General features: G+C 65.1%; 15 protein-coding genes. 9 read left to right on the top strand and 6 right to left on the bottom strand.

Annotated elements, in window-relative coordinates:
- The 4 genes from AC0QTX_RS08465 to AC0QTX_RS08450 all read left to right on the top strand — a co-directional run.
- Nucleotides 1–498 (top strand): DNA translocase FtsK (locus tag AC0QTX_RS08465; protein ID WP_474603381.1); only part of this gene is annotated, 498 nt, incomplete at its 5' end.
- 215 nt (nucleotides 499–713) lie between these two features.
- Complete coding sequence (locus AC0QTX_RS08460; protein WP_474603380.1) at nucleotides 714–1,640, top strand: outer-membrane lipoprotein carrier protein LolA; 927 nt, start codon at nucleotides 714–716, stop codon at nucleotides 1,638–1,640.
- Nucleotides 1,641–1,836: 196 nt separating this feature from the next.
- Nucleotides 1,837–2,652: an exodeoxyribonuclease III gene (xth, locus tag AC0QTX_RS08455; RefSeq protein WP_474603379.1), complete on the top strand. Its 816-nt coding sequence runs from the start codon at nucleotides 1,837–1,839 to the stop codon at nucleotides 2,650–2,652.
- A gap of 70 nt (nucleotides 2,653–2,722) precedes the next feature.
- Nucleotides 2,723–3,850, top strand: a complete 1,128-nt coding sequence (locus AC0QTX_RS08450) for an HWE histidine kinase domain-containing protein (RefSeq protein ID WP_474603378.1) — start codon at nucleotides 2,723–2,725, stop codon at nucleotides 3,848–3,850.
- An 18-nt stretch (nucleotides 3,851–3,868) separates the two neighbouring features.
- Here AC0QTX_RS08450 and AC0QTX_RS08445 read toward each other — a convergent pair whose 3' ends face one another.
- Together AC0QTX_RS08445 and AC0QTX_RS08440 are read right to left on the bottom strand one after the other, a co-directional pair.
- Entirely contained in the window at nucleotides 3,869–4,375 is a 507-nt protein-coding gene (locus tag AC0QTX_RS08445; protein ID WP_474603377.1) for a cyclic nucleotide-binding domain-containing protein, read from the bottom strand.
- A gap of 10 nt (nucleotides 4,376–4,385) precedes the next feature.
- The gene (locus AC0QTX_RS08440; RefSeq protein ID WP_474603376.1) at nucleotides 4,386–5,072 is read right to left on the bottom strand and encodes a response regulator transcription factor; all 687 of its coding nucleotides are present in this window, start codon (nucleotides 5,070–5,072) and stop codon (nucleotides 4,386–4,388) included.
- Nucleotides 5,073–5,307: 235 nt separating this feature from the next.
- Here AC0QTX_RS08440 and AC0QTX_RS08435 point away from each other — a divergent pair, with 235 nt between their 5' ends.
- Entirely contained in the window at nucleotides 5,308–5,841 is a 534-nt protein-coding gene (locus tag AC0QTX_RS08435) for a L,D-transpeptidase family protein (protein ID WP_474603375.1), read from the top strand.
- 4 nt (nucleotides 5,842–5,845) lie between these two features.
- Nucleotides 5,846–6,694, top strand: coding sequence for an ATP-grasp domain-containing protein (locus AC0QTX_RS08430; RefSeq protein ID WP_474603374.1), 849 nt, complete (start codon nucleotides 5,846–5,848; stop codon nucleotides 6,692–6,694).
- 225 nt (nucleotides 6,695–6,919) lie between these two features.
- On the opposite strand, the gene AC0QTX_RS08425 is transcribed toward AC0QTX_RS08430, so the two are convergent.
- A complete protein-coding gene (locus AC0QTX_RS08425; RefSeq protein ID WP_474603373.1) occupies nucleotides 6,920–8,434 on the bottom strand; it encodes an ABC-F family ATP-binding cassette domain-containing protein in 1,515 nt (504 codons plus the stop codon).
- Between the two features lie 332 nt (nucleotides 8,435–8,766).
- A complete protein-coding gene (locus tag AC0QTX_RS08420; RefSeq protein ID WP_474603372.1) occupies nucleotides 8,767–9,444 on the bottom strand; it encodes a YggS family pyridoxal phosphate-dependent enzyme in 678 nt (225 codons plus the stop codon).
- A gap of 325 nt (nucleotides 9,445–9,769) precedes the next feature.
- On the opposite strand from AC0QTX_RS08420, the gene leuS reads away from it, so the two are divergent.
- From leuS to holA, 3 genes are read left to right on the top strand one after another with little or no spacing between them, the layout of a single operon-like run.
- Entirely contained in the window at nucleotides 9,770–12,391 is a 2,622-nt protein-coding gene (gene leuS, locus AC0QTX_RS08415) for a leucine--tRNA ligase (protein ID WP_474603371.1), read from the top strand.
- Nucleotides 12,378–12,914, top strand: a complete 537-nt coding sequence (lptE, locus tag AC0QTX_RS08410) for an LPS assembly lipoprotein LptE (RefSeq protein WP_474603370.1) — start codon at nucleotides 12,378–12,380, stop codon at nucleotides 12,912–12,914. The genes leuS and lptE overlap by 14 nt, the downstream gene beginning before the upstream one ends.
- A gap of 4 nt (nucleotides 12,915–12,918) precedes the next feature.
- A complete protein-coding gene (gene holA, locus AC0QTX_RS08405; RefSeq protein WP_474603369.1) occupies nucleotides 12,919–13,938 on the top strand; it encodes a DNA polymerase III subunit delta in 1,020 nt (339 codons plus the stop codon).
- A gap of 6 nt (nucleotides 13,939–13,944) precedes the next feature.
- Here the strand turns inward: holA and AC0QTX_RS08400 are convergent, their stop codons facing one another.
- A complete protein-coding gene (locus tag AC0QTX_RS08400) occupies nucleotides 13,945–15,003 on the bottom strand; it encodes a hypothetical protein (RefSeq protein ID WP_474603368.1) in 1,059 nt (352 codons plus the stop codon).
- A gap of 130 nt (nucleotides 15,004–15,133) precedes the next feature.
- Complete coding sequence (locus AC0QTX_RS08395) at nucleotides 15,134–16,018, bottom strand: ParB/RepB/Spo0J family partition protein (protein WP_474603367.1); 885 nt, start codon at nucleotides 16,016–16,018, stop codon at nucleotides 15,134–15,136.
- Nucleotides 16,019–16,033 lie beyond the last annotated feature (15 nt).

Below are 16,033 nucleotides of genomic sequence, written 5' to 3'. Positions count from 1 at the left end.
CCGACCCGGATCTCGTTCCAGGTCACGTCCAAGATCGACAGCCGCACGATCTTGGGCGAGATGGGCGCCGAGCAGCTCTTAGGCCAGGGCGACATGCTGTACATGGCGGGCGGCGGGCGGATTACGCGGGTGCACGGGCCGTTCTGCTCCGACGAGGAGGTGGAGAAGGTGGTGGCGCACCTGAAGCGCCAGGGGCGGCCGCAGTATCTCGAGGCGGTGACGGCCGATGAGGACGAGGGCGGGGCTGCTCCCGACGCGGCGGTGTTCGACCAGGGCGAGTTCGGGGCGCCGGGCGGCGACCTGTACGACCAGGCGGTGGCGGTGGTGCTGCGGGACAAGAAGGCGTCCACGAGCTACATCCAGCGTCGCCTGCAGATCGGCTACAACCGGGCCGCCTCGCTCATGGAGCGCATGGAGCAGGAGGGCATCGTCGGACCCGCAAACCACGCCGGAAAACGAGAGATTCTGCTTGAATCTCCGGGAGCAGGAGACGATTAAACTCCTAAAGCGCATCGTGCGGAAAAGTGGGAACCGGTTTTCCGCGTTGAACGATGCGCCAGCTAAGAGAAGGAGCATCGGATGGATCCCAAAAGTGCAAATCCACTCATGGGTCCGATGCTCGCTGGAACCTTGGCCGCGGCCCTGCGTCATTGTTGAGCCATGTGCAATGGCCAAGCAGCGGTCATAATCGTTCCGGTCAGGAGATCCTTCGGATGCGTCCCCTCCCCCTCGTCGCCTTGGTCACGGCCCTGTCCGCTTGTGCGGGCATCCTGCCGGCCGTGGGACAGACGCTGCCGATCGAGATGATCCTTCCCCCTGTACGACCGGCCCTCCACGTCTTCAGCCGATCCTCCGTTCCCCTGCCGACCGCCTCCTTCCGTCAGGCGGGATCCCCGCACCATGCAGCACAGCCGGCCCGGCCCGTGATCGCGAGACCCGCCAATGGGGAGCAGGTGCTCGCCGCGACGGCTCCCCTTCCGCCGAGCCGCCCGGCCGTGGAGGAGCGCGAAGCGACTCCCGAGCCCATTGCGATCGCGCCCAGGCCCATCGTCACCGCCTCGGCCGTTCCGGTGGCCCTCAACCAGCCGCTGCCCGGCAGCGTGGTGGTGGAGCGGGCCAACGCCTTCTTCACGAACCTGAGCACCATGGTGGCGGATTTCACGCAAGTGGGCGGCGACGGGCGCCGGCAGGGCGGCACGCTCTATCTCCAGCGTCCCGGCAGGGTGCGCTTCGAGTACGATCCGCCGGCCACCCTCCAAGTGATCGCCGACGGCCGCTCGGTGGCGGTGCGCGACCGCAAGCTCGCCACCCAGGATCTCTATTCCATCTCGCAGACGCCCCTGAAATTCCTCCTGCGCGAGCGGGTCAATCTCGGCCAGGACATCAAGATCACCGGCATCGCCCATGACGGCGATGCGGTGCGGATCAACCTGGAGGATTCCTCGACGCTCGGCGGCACCTCGCGCATCACGCTCTATTTCGACCCTCAGGTGGAGAGCCTGAACCAGTGGCGCATCATCGATGCCCAGGGCTTCCAGACCATGGTGGTGCTCGACAAGGTCGAGCGGGGCCGCCGGATCGACCAGGACCTGTTCAAGATCCAGTACGAGGCCGTCATCGGCACCGGCAACAACCGGTAGCCACGGTCTCAACTGGTGAGACCGGGCGTCATTCCCGGCCGGAGCGCAGCGGAGGGGAAGGGAATCCATAGTGCTGTGGACGCGGGTGGATCCCCTTCCCGGTCCTGCGGACCGCCGGGGATGACACGGGGTGCCCTTCCCTCCGGGCGAATTCTGTCGTAGCCGGAAAGGGTCTTCGTCCGAAGGGCCTTTCCCCGTGCAACTGACCGTCTCGACCTGGAACATCAATTCCGTTCGCCTGCGCATCGATCAGGTGGGCCGCTTCCTGAAGGAGCGCCGCCCGGACATCCTGTGCCTGCAGGAGACCAAATGCCCGAACGACAAGCTGCCCCTGAAGGACCTGCAGGCCTTCGGCTATCCCTTCGTGGTCCATATGGGCCAGAAGGGCTACAACGGCGTCGCCATCCTGTCCCGCTATCCGTTCTCCGAGACCGGCGTGATGGAGATGTGCGGCCGCCAGGACGCCCGCCACATCAGCGTCACCTTGAGCCGGGAGGCGAAGGCCGCGGCAGGTCTCACGATCCATAACTTCTACGTTCCGGCCGGCGGCGACATTCCCGATCCCGCGCTCAACGAGAAATTCCGGCACAAGCTCGACTTCATGGCCGAGATGCGCAGCTGGGGCAGCAGGTCCAGGCCCGCCGCGGGTCCTGCGATCCTCGTCGGCGACCTCAACGTGGCGCCATACGAGCACGACGTATGGAGCCACAAGCAGCTCCTCGACGTGGTGAGCCATACCCCGGTGGAGACGCAGGCGCTCGAGGAGCTGCGCCAGGAGGCGGAGTGGATCGACGCCATGCGGCATATGCGCCCGGAGCCGGAGAAGATCTATTCCTGGTGGAGCTACCGCTCGCCGGACTGGGCCTCTGCCGACAAGGGCCGCCGGCTCGACCATATCTGGCTGTCAAAGGGCCTCAAGGACACGCTTCGCACCATCGACGTCACCCGCGACACCCGCGGCTGGGACCGCCCCTCCGACCACGCGCCCGTGACGGCGGTGCTGGAGCTTTGAGGCTCCCAGGCCAAAAAAGCTTTGCGGCGCGGCTGTTTCATCATGGGAAAACTCTGTTATGGTTTTCCCCATGACACAGGGGAATGCCGCCGCCCGCGATGAACCGGGCGCAGTCCAGGACGACAGCGCGGCTGTCGAGGCCGTCGGCCGCATCGGGGCCGTCTCCTCCATTCTGGAACTCCTGCTCGACAGCACGGGCCTTGGATTCGGGGCCGTTGCCCGCGTGACAGAAACCTCATGGACGGCCTGCGCGGTGCTCGACCGCATCGGCTTCAGGCTCCCGGTGGGCGGGACGCTTCAAGTCGCAACCACCTTCTGCTCGGAGATTTGCGCCTCCACCACCCCCATCGTGATCGAGCAGGCCAGCACGGACCCGTTCTACAGCACCCACCGGACGCCTAAGATGTACGGCTTCGAGAGCTACATCGCGGTGCCGATCATCCTGCGCTCGGGGGAGGTCTTCGGCACCATCTGCGCCCTCGACCCGAAGCCGGCCAAACTTTCCGACCCCAAGACCCTGAAGACCCTGCAGCTCTTCGCCGAGCTGATCGGCTCGCAGCTGGAGCTCGACGACACCCTGGCCGATCAGCGGAAGGCGATCAGCCATCAGACTCTCCTGATCAACGAGCTGAACCACCGGGTGAAGAACACCCTGGCGACCGTGCAGTCCATCGCCTTCCAGTCGCTCAAGAATGCTCAATCCCTGGCCCACGCTCACGAGAGGCTTGAGAGCCGTCTCATGGCCCTTGCGCGCGTTCACGACGTTCTGACCCAGGAACGATGGGACAGCGCCGAGCTGGAGACGATCGTGCAGAAGGCGATCCTGCCCTTCGAGGGGGTTGGGCTGCAGCGTTTCCGCCTGTCCGGCCCCCCGGTCCGGCTCCCGCCGCATCAGGTGCTGCCCCTGTCCATGGCCATTCACGAGCTGCTCACGAATGCGCTGAAATACGGGGCACTCTCGGAACCGGCCGGGTGGGTTGCCATCCGGTGGAATCATGCCGGCGATGGCCGGACCCTGTCGTTGCGCTGGAGCGAGAACGACGGCCCCGCCGTCCGCCCGCCGTCCGAGCGCGGGTTCGGCACCCGCCTGATTCAGCGCGGTCTCGCGCAGGAGCTCGGCGGATCCGTCGAGATCAGCTTCAACCCGTCCGGCGTGACGTGCACGATCTCGATTCCGCTCGATCAGGCGTCCGCATAAGCCTGGCGAAACCCAGCATCAATCCTGAGCCTTGCCGTCGTCCGGTGACGTGGCCGGAACTTCCTCGCCGTCGATGGCGATGAGCTGCTGGCGCACGCGCTCCAGGCCCTCCGTGAGGCGGGTCAGCTCCTCGGTCATGGCCTCGTGGATGGCCGCAGCGGCATCCGGGAACTCCTCCAGCACCCGGCGCATGAGGCTGGGGGTCACGCGGATGATACCGGAGGGCTCCTGCGCCGTGGCCGTGGCGCGGCGCTCGATGCGGGCGAACAGGGCCGCCTGCCCGATCAGCGCGCCGGTGCCGGCCACGAAGGCGGCCGGCGAGCCGTCATCAGTGGCATCGAGCGCGATGGACCCGCGGGTCACCACGTAGCCGCCGTCGGAACGGTCGCCCCTCCGGAACAGCACGTCGCCCTCGCGGTAGCTGCGCGTCTCCGACGCGAAGGCCACAAGCCGCAGGGCGTCCTTCTCCAGCAGGTTGAACAGGGGAGCCTGGCTCAAAGTGGCGATGTCGTCATCGAGGGCCATGATGCTGGTTTTACGGGATCAGCTTGTAGCCGCCCGGCTCCGTCACAAGGATGCTGGCGTTCGACGGATCGGTTTCGATCTTCTGGCGCAGGCGGTAGATGTGCGTCTCGAGGGTATGGGTGGTGACGTTGGAATTGTAGCCCCACACCTCGGTCAGCAGGGTGTCGCGCCCGACCACGGCCTGGCCGGCCCGGTAGAGATAGCGCAGGATAGCCGTCTCCTTTTCCGTCAGCTTGAGCTTGGAGCCCTTCTCGGTGGTGAGCATCTTGGAGCCCGGACGGAAGATGTAGGGGCCGATCTGGAACACCGCGTCCTCGCTCGCCTCGTATTGGCGCAGCTGCGCCCGGATGCGGGCAAGCAGCACGGCGAACTTGAAGGGCTTCACCACATAGTCGTTGGCGCCCGCCTCCAGCCCCATGACGGTATCGGTTTCGGACCCTTGGGCGGTGAGCATGATGATCGGGCTGCGAAAGCCGTTCTGGCGCATGACCTTCACGGCCTCGCGCCCATCCATGTCGGGCAGGCCCACATCCATGATGGCCAGATCGATTCGGTCGCCCTTCACCGCCTCGATGGCGCCATTGGCCGTCTCGGCCGTGGTGACCTGGAACTCGTCATGGAATCCGAGCTGTTCGGCTAGGGTGTCGCGCAGATCCTGATCGTCATCGACGACGAGGAGGCGGCTGGCATTCGACATCTCAAACCCTTCACACGATGAACCGCAAATTGGCAGAAGCGGCATTCCGAAAGCGAAAAACCGTCAAGTCCCGATCCGGTTCGTTCACCCCTTGTCGCCGCTCATGATCCGGATCGAACATCGCCGGCTCAAGCTGAATGCCGGCGCGAGCCTTGAGCCTCGGATCATGCTCGACGCATAAGAGTAGTCATTCCCAGCTTGACAACAAGGGGGGCCTCGGGCCCTTCCACTGCCGATGGAACACTCTCGCGTCAATGTTATCCGTGTTTTCCGCTCCCCGCTCGATCACCGGCGCGGGCGCCTCCAGGCGGGCAATCTCGTGATGCCGTGCGCGCTCGGCCGCTCCGGCACCTCCCATGCCAAGCGCGAGGGCGACGGCGCCACCCCGGTCGGGCGCTTCAGGATCCTGCAGGCCTTCTACCGGGCCGACCACAGCCCGCGTCCGCGCACCGGCCTGCCCTTGCGGGCGATCCGCCCCGGCGACGGCTGGTCCGACGACGTGCGGGACCGCCGCTACAACCGCCTCGTGCCCCTGCCCTGTCCCACGGGCCACGAGAAGATGTGGCGCGACGACCATCTCTACGACGTGGTGCTCGACATCGCCTGGAACCGGGGCCCCATCAGACGGGGTCGCGGCAGCGCCATCTTCCTCCACCTCGCCCGCCCCGGCTTCCTGCCCACGGAAGGCTGCGTCGCCGTGGATCGCCGCATGATCCGCCGCCTTCTGGAGCGGATCGGGCCGAACACGCGCATCGAGATCCTGGGCTGACCGCATGATCCTGATCGCCACCTGCTCCGAGTATCCGCACCCGACGCCGAACCTGGAGGCCCTGCTCGGCGCCTTGAAGGCTCAAGGCATGGAAGCGGCTTATCTGCCCTGGAAGACGACATCGCTGGAAACCTTCGCGGCCGCCGACGCGGTGCTGCCCCTGTGCTGCTGGGACTATTACGATGATCCCGGCCGCTTCCTCGCCTGGATCGATGCGATCGAGGCCAGGAACACGCGCCTCCTCAATCCTCCCGGGCTTCTGCGCTGGAACTTCCGCAAGACCTACCTGCTCGAGATGGCCGCCGCAGGACTGGCCGTTCCCAGAACCATCCGCTTGGCCGACGCGAGCCGGAAAGCCGTTGCGCAGGTGATGGAGCAGGAGGGTTGGAGAACGGCCGTGCTCAAGCCGGTTTCGAGCCAGAACGGGCATGGCATCCAGAAGCTGGAATGGGCGGATCGTGCCCAATGGCCCGTTGAAGGCGCAACGGGCGACATGCTGGTGCAGGAATTCCAGGAGGATATCGGCGCCCTCGGCGAGACCACCATGACCTTCATCGACGGCGCATTCTCCCACGCCGTCCGCCGTGTGCTCAAAGCCGGCGAGTGGCGGGCCAATCCGCAATACGGTATCACCTATGAGCGCGTGGAGGTGAGCCGGGCCGTGATCGACACCGCGCAGGCTTACGTCGATTGTCTGCCGCAGACGCCGCTTTACGCCCGCGTCGACGGACTCGTTCGCTCCACCGGCTTCATGCTGATGGAGCTGGAGCTGATCGATCCGTATCTCTACCTCGAATTCGCCCCCGGCAGCGCCGACGTGATGGCGCGGGCTGTGCTTCAGCGGCTTGGCTAACCATCCGCCGTCATAACCGTCCACGTTTTCAAACCATCGCGTCTCCCTCAGCCCTCATCCTGAGGAGCCGCTGAAAGCGGCGTCTCGAAGGATTGTCCAGAGAGCACTGGAGCCTCCTTCGAGACGGATTGCTGGCGCAATCATCCTCAGGATGAGGGTTGCGATTCATAACGCGGAGGAACACGTCATGCCGGGCATGACGTGTTCCAGTGCGGCAAGCACCGTTTATCCGAGAATGCTCTCGTAAAACGCCTCCGGCCCGTCGATCTCCCGCAGCTTTCCCTTGTCGATGAGCAGGAAGCGGGTGCCGATGGCGGTCACGAAGCTCCGGTCGTGGGAGACCACGATGCAGGTTGCCTCCGCGTCAAGGATCTCCGCTTCCAGCTGCTCCCGGCCCGGAATGTCCACGTGGTTGGTGGGCTCGTCCATGAGGTAGAAGTTCGGCTCGGAGAGGCGCAGCGCCAGAAGCCCGAGCCGCGCCTTCTGGCCCGGCGACAGCCTTGCGATCGGCAGCCCCTGCCGCTCGATGGAAAAGCCCGCCTCTGCCAGAACCGCGCGGCTGCGCTGATCGCCCAGTCGGAACCCCGACAGGATGAAGTCGTGCGCCGTTGCCGTGTCGGGCAGCTGGCGCATGTCCTGATCCACATAGCCGAGAGCGAGGCTCGGGCTCACCCGGATGCAGGGCAGGCCTTCGGGCGCAAGCATCGACCGGTGCAGCAGGCCGATGAGCTGCGACTTGCCCGCGCCGTTGCGGCCCAGCACCACGATGCGGTCGCCCTGCGCCACCTCGAGCTTGGGGATCGAAAAGAGCCTGCGCCCGTCCGGCGCCTCCACCGTCACGTTCTCCAGCAAGACCAGCACGCGCGCATGGGTGCCGCGGTTGCCGAGCCGGATCTCGCCCGGCCGTTCCCTGTGCAGGGAACGCGCGCTTTGCTCCAAGGCGTCGGCCCGGCGCTTGATCTGCGCCGACTTGATCTGCGCGGCGTCGCTGCCGCTGTTGATGCCAACATTGCGCAAGGCCGAGGCGCTCTCGCGCAGGCGCTTCACCTCGCGCAGGGTCTTCTCCCGCTGCACTTGAGCCGCCGCATCGTGCGCCTCCAGCAGATCGCGGGCGCGCCGGTAGGGATGCGCGAAGGAGATGGATTCCTCAGGGCGCAGGAAGAGCGTCCTGCTCGTGCAGGCGTCGAGAAAGTCGCGGTCGTGGCTCGCCACCACGATGGGCGCGGTGTAGCTCGCATTGTTGATCCACGCCTCCAGCTTGAAGAGCTTCTCGAGATCGAGATGGTTGGTGGGCTCATCCAGCAGCAGCATGTCCGGCTGCGCGATCCAAGCCCGCGCGATCAGCGCAAGGCGCTGCCAGCCGCCGCTGAGCGCCCACAGCGGGAGGTTGCGCAGATCGGCAGGTGTCTCGAACTCGTCGAGCACCATGTCCACGCGCCATTCCTGGCTCTCCCGCTCGTCCGCGGGAAGCGCCCCGCGCAGCACGTCATGGAACGACAGGTCGAGGAGACCGGCTGGAACGTCCTGCTCCACCAGCGCGACACGCAAACCGCGTGAGCGGATGATGTCCCCGTGGGTGGGCTCGGTCAGACCGGCAAGGCATTTCAGGAGGGTGGATTTGCCGGCGCCGTTGGCCGCGACAAGGCCGAGGCGGTCGCCCTCGCCGATGACGAGGTTCAGGTTCTGGAACAGGGGCGTGTGGGCAACGACGCCGACATTGCGAAGGCTCAGGGAAGTCATAGGAGGATCTCACCGGTGCGGCGCTCGGGGTCCGAAGCCCTGGGAGCGCGCTGAAGTCTTGAACGTGTCAGACGCGCCGCTTCCTTGCGGAACCGCGGCACGAAAAGCCGTTCAGAGCTGACCAGAATGAGATGAAGGCGGTTTGAAAAACCGTCAGATCCGTTCGATGGCCGGCCCTGCAACAAGCTGCTGCAGGGCGTTCCAGGGGCCGAACTTGCGTTGATGCATCGCTTCCAACATGCAGCCCTCCCCGGTTCGAATGGTGGATCAAGGCCGTAAGCTTAACCGCGATGGCATGCAGATGCAATGCCACGCATAGCGAAGTCGGTACGTTACACCTTCGTGCGGCTCCCAAAGATCGCGCTGCCCACCCGCACATGGGTGGCGCCTAACTGGATCGCAGCGTCGAAATCGGCGCTCATGCCCATGGAGAGCGCCTTCAGCCCATGCCGCCGGGCGATGGTGTTGAGGAGCGCGAAATGCGGCGACGGCGGGTCTTCGGCCGGCGGGATGCACATGAGGCCCTCGATTGTCAGACCATGCTTCGTGCGGCAGGCCTCAAGGAAGCCATCGACCTCGGTGGGGACCACCCCGCCCTTCTGCGGCTCCTCGCCGGTGTTCACCTGAACGAACAGGCGCGGCGTCCTCCCCTGCCGGGCGATCTCCTTGGCCAGCGCCTCCGCCACCGACGGCCGGTCGAGGGTGTGGATCACGTCGAAGAGTTCCACCGCCTCACGCGCCTTGTTGGACTGGAGCGGGCCGATCATGTGCAGCTCCACGTCGGCATAGCGCTCGCGCAAGAGCGGCCACTTGGCTTTCGCCTCCTGCACGTAGTTCTCGCCGAAGACCCGCTGGCCTGCGGCAAGCACCGGCTCAATGTCCTCTGCGGGAAATGTCTTCGAGACCGCCACCAGGGTGATGGAGGACGGGTCCCGCCCATAGTCCGACGCCGCGCGCTGGATGCTCTCCTGCACTTGCCTCAGGCCACCGACGGCGTCGTTCTCGCTCATGGAGTCTTCTTTCGCTCTATATGGTCCCGCCTCTCCCCCCTCCCCCTTGCGGGGAGGGACAAAGGGTGGGGGTGGTTCGACCAGGTGAATGGCTTAAAGATCAGGCGCTGTATCAACCCTGCAGCTTAATCGCTGAAGAGCAGCGCTCCGACTTTACGACCCCCACCCCTACCCCTCCCCGCAAGGGGGAGGGAAAGCACACCAAGCTGATCATCACGATCTCCCACGCGAACCCGTTGACCGCGCGGGAGAGCTGTGTCCTAGTCCGCCGCACCATGGCGGCGCAAGCCGCCTGACCCTTTCAAACGACGGATACTAGAGAAAAATGAGGCCCGAGCGCTACAACGCCAAGGAAGCCGAGCTGAAATGGCGGAAGGTCTGGAACGACCGCGACCTGTTCAGGACCAACAACGACGACCCGCGTCCGAAATACTACGTGCTCGAGATGTTCCCGTATCCGTCGGGGCGCATCCATATGGGCCACGTGCGCAACTACACCATGGGCGACGTGGTGGCGCGCTACAAGCGCGCCCGCGGCTTCAACGTGCTCCACCCGATGGGCTGGGACGCCTTCGGCATGCCGGCGGAGAACGCCGCCATGCAGAACAAGGTCCACCCGAAGGAATGGACCTACGCCAACATTGCCACCATGCGCGCGCAGCTGCAAAGCATGGGGCTGGCCATCGACTGGAGCCGCGAGATCGCCACCTGCGATCCGAGCTATTACCGGCATCAGCAGCGCATGTTCCTGGACTTCCTGGAGGCCGGCCTCGTCGACCGCAAGACCGCCAAGGTGAACTGGGACCCGGTCGACCACACGGTGCTCGCCAACGAGCAGGTGATCGACGGGCGCGGCTGGCGCTCCGGCGCCCTGGTGGAGCAGCGCGAGCTGACCCAGTGGTTTTTGAAGATCACCGATTTCGCCCAGGATTTGGACGACCGGCTCGACACCCTGGACCGCTGGCCCGAGAAGGTGCGCCTGATGCAGCGCAACTGGATCGGCCGCTCGGAAGGCCTGCTGGTGCGCTTTGCCCTGAAGCCTGAGACCGTGCCGGGCGGCGAGACCGAGCTGCAGATCTACACCACGCGTCCGGACACCCTGTTCGGCGCCAAGTTCATGGCGGTTGCGCCCGATCATCCGCTGGCCAGGGCCGCGGCCGAGAAGAATACGGAACTGGCCGCCTTCATCGAGGAGTGCAAGCGCGTCGGCACGGCCCAGGAGGCCATCGACAAGGCGGAGAAGCTCGGCTTCGACACCGGCATCCGGGCCGAGCATCCGTTCGACCCGAGCTGGACCCTGCCGGTTTACGTCGCGAACTTCATCCTGATGGAATACGGCACCGGCGCCATCTTCGGCTGCCCGGCGCATGACCAGCGCGACCTGGACTTCGTCAACAAGTACGGCCTGGGCAACACGCCCGTGGTCTGTCCGCCGGACCAGGACCCGGCTGCCTTCATCATCACCGACGAGGCCTATGACGGCGAGGGCCGGATGATCAATTCCCGCTTCCTCGACGGCATGACCATCGCGGAAGCGAAAGAAGAGGTCGCCCGCCGTCTGGAAGCCGAGACCCGCGGCAACCGTCCTGTGGCCGAGCGCAAGGTGAATTTCCGCCTGCGCGACTGGGGCATCTCGCGCCAGCGCTACTGGGGCTGCCCGATCCCGGTGATCCATTGCGACGCCTGCGGCGTGGTGCCGGTGCCAAAGGACCAGCTGCCGGTGGTGCTGCCGGAGGACGTGTCCTTCGACGTGCCGGGCAATCCGCTCGATCGTCATGCAAGCTGGAAGAATGTGGACTGCCCGCAATGCGGCGCCAAGGCGCGCCGTGAAACGGACACCATGGACACCTTCGTGGATTCGTCCTGGTACTTCGCGCGCTTCACCGACCCGACTCTGACCGATCAGCCCACCGACCGCGAGACCGTGGATTCCTGGCTGCCGGTGGACCAGTATATCGGCGGCATCGAGCACGCGATCCTGCACCTGCTCTATTCGCGCTTCTTCACCCGCGCGATGACGAAGACGGGCCATGCGGGCCTCGACGAGCCGTTTGCCGGCCTGTTCACGCAGGGCATGGTGGTGCACGAGACTTACAAGGACCAGAGCGGCGGCTGGGTGCTGCCCTCCGATGTGTGCTTCGAATCCGAGGGCAATGTGCGCAAGGCCTTCCATGTGGAGACCAGCGCTCCGATCGAGATCGGCTCCATCGAGAAGATGTCGAAGTCGAAGAAGAACACGGTCGATCCGGACGAGATCATCGCTTCTTATGGCGCCGACACCGCCCGCTGGTTCATGCTCTCCGACTCGCCCCCGGAGCGCGACGTGATCTGGACGGAAGAAGGCGTGCAGGGCGCAGGCCGCTTCGTCCAGCGCGTGTGGCGTCTGATCGGCGAGATCGCGGACCGGATGGCAGGCCCCAACGGCGCGTCCGCCGAGGGTCCGATCGCCCTTGCCGTGCGCAAGGCCGCCCACAAGGCGCTGGCCGCCGTCGAGGAGGATGTGGAGCGCCTGCGCTTCAACCGCTGCGTCGCCCATCTCTACGAGCTCGCCAACGCCCTGCAGGACCTGGCGAACCAGGCGAAAAGCACCGACGAGCCGGGCGTCGGCACGGCCTTTGCCGAGGCCGGGCGCGTCTTCGTGCAGCTGCTCGCCCCCATGATGCCGCATCTGGCCGAGGAGTGCTGGGAGTCTCTGGGTCAATCCGGGCTGGTCGCCGACGCTCCCTGGCCGGAGGTGGACCGCTCGCTCCTGATCGAAGACACGGTCACCCTGCCGGTGCAGGTCAACGGCAAGAAGCGTGCCGACGTGACGGTTGCCCGCGACGCGGATCAGGCTACAGTCGAGGCAGCCGTGCTTTCCCTCGAGGCCGTGCAGAAGGCCATGGACGGAAAGCCCGCCCGCAAGATCATCGTCGTTCCCCAGAGGATCGTGAATGTCGTCGCTTAACCTGAAGGGCCTTGCCCGCGTTGTCTTCGTGGCAGGCCTCTCTCTGGGTCTGTCCGCCTGCTTCAGGCCTCTCCATGGCCCGACGACCTCTGGGCAATCGCTCCAGACGGAGCTTGCCTCCATCGAGGTGCCGGAGGTGGATTGGACGCCTCGGTTGGCGAATGCGGGCCATTACCTGCGCAGCGAGCTGATCTACGCGCTGAACGGCTCGGGATCGGCGACGCGGAAGCGCTATAGGCTGGCTCTGGCCTTCACGGAGTCTCAGACCAGCCCGATTGTCGACTCGGAATTCGGCACGGCGAGTTCCGTGATCGTCGGCGGCACGCTGCGTTACACGCTGACCAGCCTGGACGGCAAGACGGCCATCTCCCAGGGCACGGCGACCTCCACGGCGAGCTTCGACCGGTTCCCGCAGCGCTTCGCCAATATCCGGGCGGCACGGGACGCCGAGATCAGGCTCGCCAAGGATCTGGCCGATCAGGTGAGAACCCGGCTGTCGGCGGTGCTCGCCACCCGAAGCTGACGCCATGGTGGCGGTCAAAGCCGGCGACGTGGAGGGGGCGCTGCGGCGTCCCGATCCGCGCATCGGCGTATTCCTGTTCTACGGGCCCGATATGGGCCTCATCAACGAGCGCGCCCGCCTGGTCGCCGAGCGGTCCGTGGATGATGCGGCCGACCCGTTTCAGCTGATCCGCATCGATGGCGACGACATCGCGGCGGATCCCGGACGCTTGGCGGACGAAGCCGGCACCATGGGGTTGTTCGGTGGCAAGCGCGCGATCTGGATCAAGTCCACCTCGCGCAACATCGCCCCGGCCGTGGATGCCGTCCTGAAGGGCGAGTTGCAGGATACGGTGATCGTCATCGAGGGCGGCGACCTGCAGAAATCCTCGCCCCTGCGCACCCTCTGCGAGCGCTCGCAGAAGGCCCTGGCCCTGCCCTGCTATGCGGATACCGGGCGCGACCTCGGCACGGTGGTCGACGAAGCCCTGAAGGCCAACGGCTTCTCGATCCAGCGCGACGCGCGCACGGCCCTGATCGCGAGCCTCGGCGGCGACCGGCTCGCCACCCGCGGGGAGCTCGCCAAGCTGATGCTCTATGCCCATGGCCAGCGGGAGATCACGCTCGCCGACGTGGACGCGATCATGAGCGACGTCTCCAGCCTCGCCATGGATGCGGTGGTGGACGCCGCCTTTGCCGGCGAGGGCACGGGCCTCGAGACCGGCTCCCGGCGTCTCGCCGCCGAGGGGGTGAATGCCAGCGTGCTGCTCGGCGCCGCTTTGCGCCACGCCCTGATGCTGCTCACCGCCCGCCTCTCCGTCGAGGAAGGGCGCCCGATACCGGCCGTCATGGAGACCCTGCGCAGCCTGCACTTCCGGAGAAAACCCCTGGTCGAGCGTCATCTCCAGCGCTGGACCGGCGACAGCCTGCAGGGCGCCATCGCGCTCCTGCAGACGAGCCTCCTGCAGACCCGCCGCATGGCCGATCTCGCCGATACGATCGCAGCCAAGACCCTGCTCGACATAGCCCGGGCGGCGCGGCGGTAAGTCGCTTCAGGTCGCTCTCAGTTTCTTCTTCAGATCTTCGATGCCATTGAAGACAATGCCCTCTTTGCTCTCCTGAAAGGTCATCACCGATATCTTTTGATCCTGCAGAGCCCTTCTGAAATTCGGATCGCTTCGCACGGCTGGACAAACCAGAATACGCTGGGGTGTCTTCGACTGAGATGCTCCATAAACCAGGAGCTGGCCCAGAGCCGTAAACCAGCTTTGCGTGTCTGAAGACGCTTTCACCTCGAACAACACTTCCATCTCGCCTGAAGCGTTCTTGATATAAAGATCCGGGCGCATGTCGTTGTAGGTGCTGTTGATGGCTCTCCGACCAAGCTTTTCCTGTAAGGCGTTGACGACCCGCCCGTGCAATCTCCTGATCTCAACGGAAGTGTAAGGACGGCCGGTGCCGGTCCCATCCTGAGCGTTTTCAGAACGGAAGTGTCCCGATTGGGAACCGGAGCTCGATTCAGGCTTGGTGCTGATTTGCGAGCCTGCTCCCTTGAGAGTTCGGGCATAAGCCCGCAGACGTTCGGCTTCATCGACAAAGGCTTTTAGCCTCTGCAGGAACCCGACCTGACCTGGTTGACCAATGACGAAGACATATTCTTCCTTGCCGCTCTCCAGCTCGATCGCTTCTGGGACCCACCCCTTGATGGAGTTGCGGAAGCTCTGCATGGACATTTGCCCACCTCGCCCTCCGCCGAGCAGACCCTTATGGCCCAGATAATAGCCCTTCGCATTGTCCTTGATGGCCCGGCCGGCGATCACACGGTCCAGGGGATCGACAGCGAGATTGATCTCGATGCTTGAATACAAGGTGTCGTTGTCGGATCCGACTGACGTTCCGAAGGCGCAGTTCCATTGGCCTAATTGTCCATAAGCCCTGTCACTAAAATGACCCCACAGGCCCAACTGAGGGAGCCAGTACAGATCGGCTGCAATGACTCCGCCAGGAGAGCTGATCCGACGCCTCTTGATCTTATGGTTTGACCGACTGAACTCTGAAAATACCAGATTTCTGACGGTCTCAACTTCGTTTCTGCTGACCGCTTTGAGCATGCGTCCCCCTGAAGATGATCGGTTCAGGGAATGCTAGCATTCAGCCAGACTGTAACAATATCCGATCAACTGAAGGAACAGGTTATTGAGCCGTGACCTGGCCGGAACTCGGCGGACCGGGCTGGTCTTCTTAGGGGTTCAACCGACGGCACAGGCCGTCCAGCTGGTCCAAGGTCTTGTACTTGATGCGCAATTCGCCGCCATGGCCCTTGTGGTCGATGCTGACGGTGAGGCCGAGCACGTCCTGCAGGGCCTTTTCCAGGGCGCGGGTGTCGGGGTCCTTCTCCACCGGTCCTGGCTTGGCGGCTTTAGCCGCCCCCTTCGACGGGTTCCCTGAATCGTTCTGAGCGATCTCCTCCACCTGGCGCACGCTCATGCCCTCGTCGAGGACGCGCTTGGCCACCTGGACCGGGTCGCCGACGGAAAGCAGGGCGCGGCCGTGGCCAGCCGTGAGCTTGCGCTCGATCAGCAGCTTGCGCACCGGGGCAGGCAACTCCGTGAGGCGCAGCATGTTCGCGATGTGGCTGCGGCTCTTGCCGATGATCTTCGACAGGTTCTCCTGGGTGTAGGAGAACTCGGCCATCAGGCGCGAGTAGCCCTCCGCCTCCTCGATGGGGTTGAGATCGGCACGCTGGACGTTCTCAAGGATCGCGTATTCGAGCGAGGTCTTGTCGTCGATCTGGACGACCACCACCGGCACCCGGTGCAGCCCCGCCTTCTGGGCGGCGCGCCAGCGGCGCTCGCCGGCGACGATCTCGTATTCGTCCCTGTGGTTGGGCAGGGGCCGCACGACGATGGGCTGGATGATGCCGCGATCCTTGATGGACTGGGTCAACTCGCTCAGATCCGTGTCGTCGAACACTTTGCGCGGATTGCGCGGGTTCGCGCGCAGGAACTCAACCGGTACGGATTTCGGCGTGTAGCCCTTGCGCTCGAGGGTGCCGATCTCCTCCCCGACCTCGCCGATCAGAGCGGCCAATCCACGGCCAAGGCGCGACTTTCCTTCTTCAGCCATTGTCGTCTCTCAATA

It is taken from the genome of Microvirga sp. jy35 (assembly GCF_056148915.1).
This window is presented reverse-complemented; position numbering and strand designations above follow the sequence as displayed.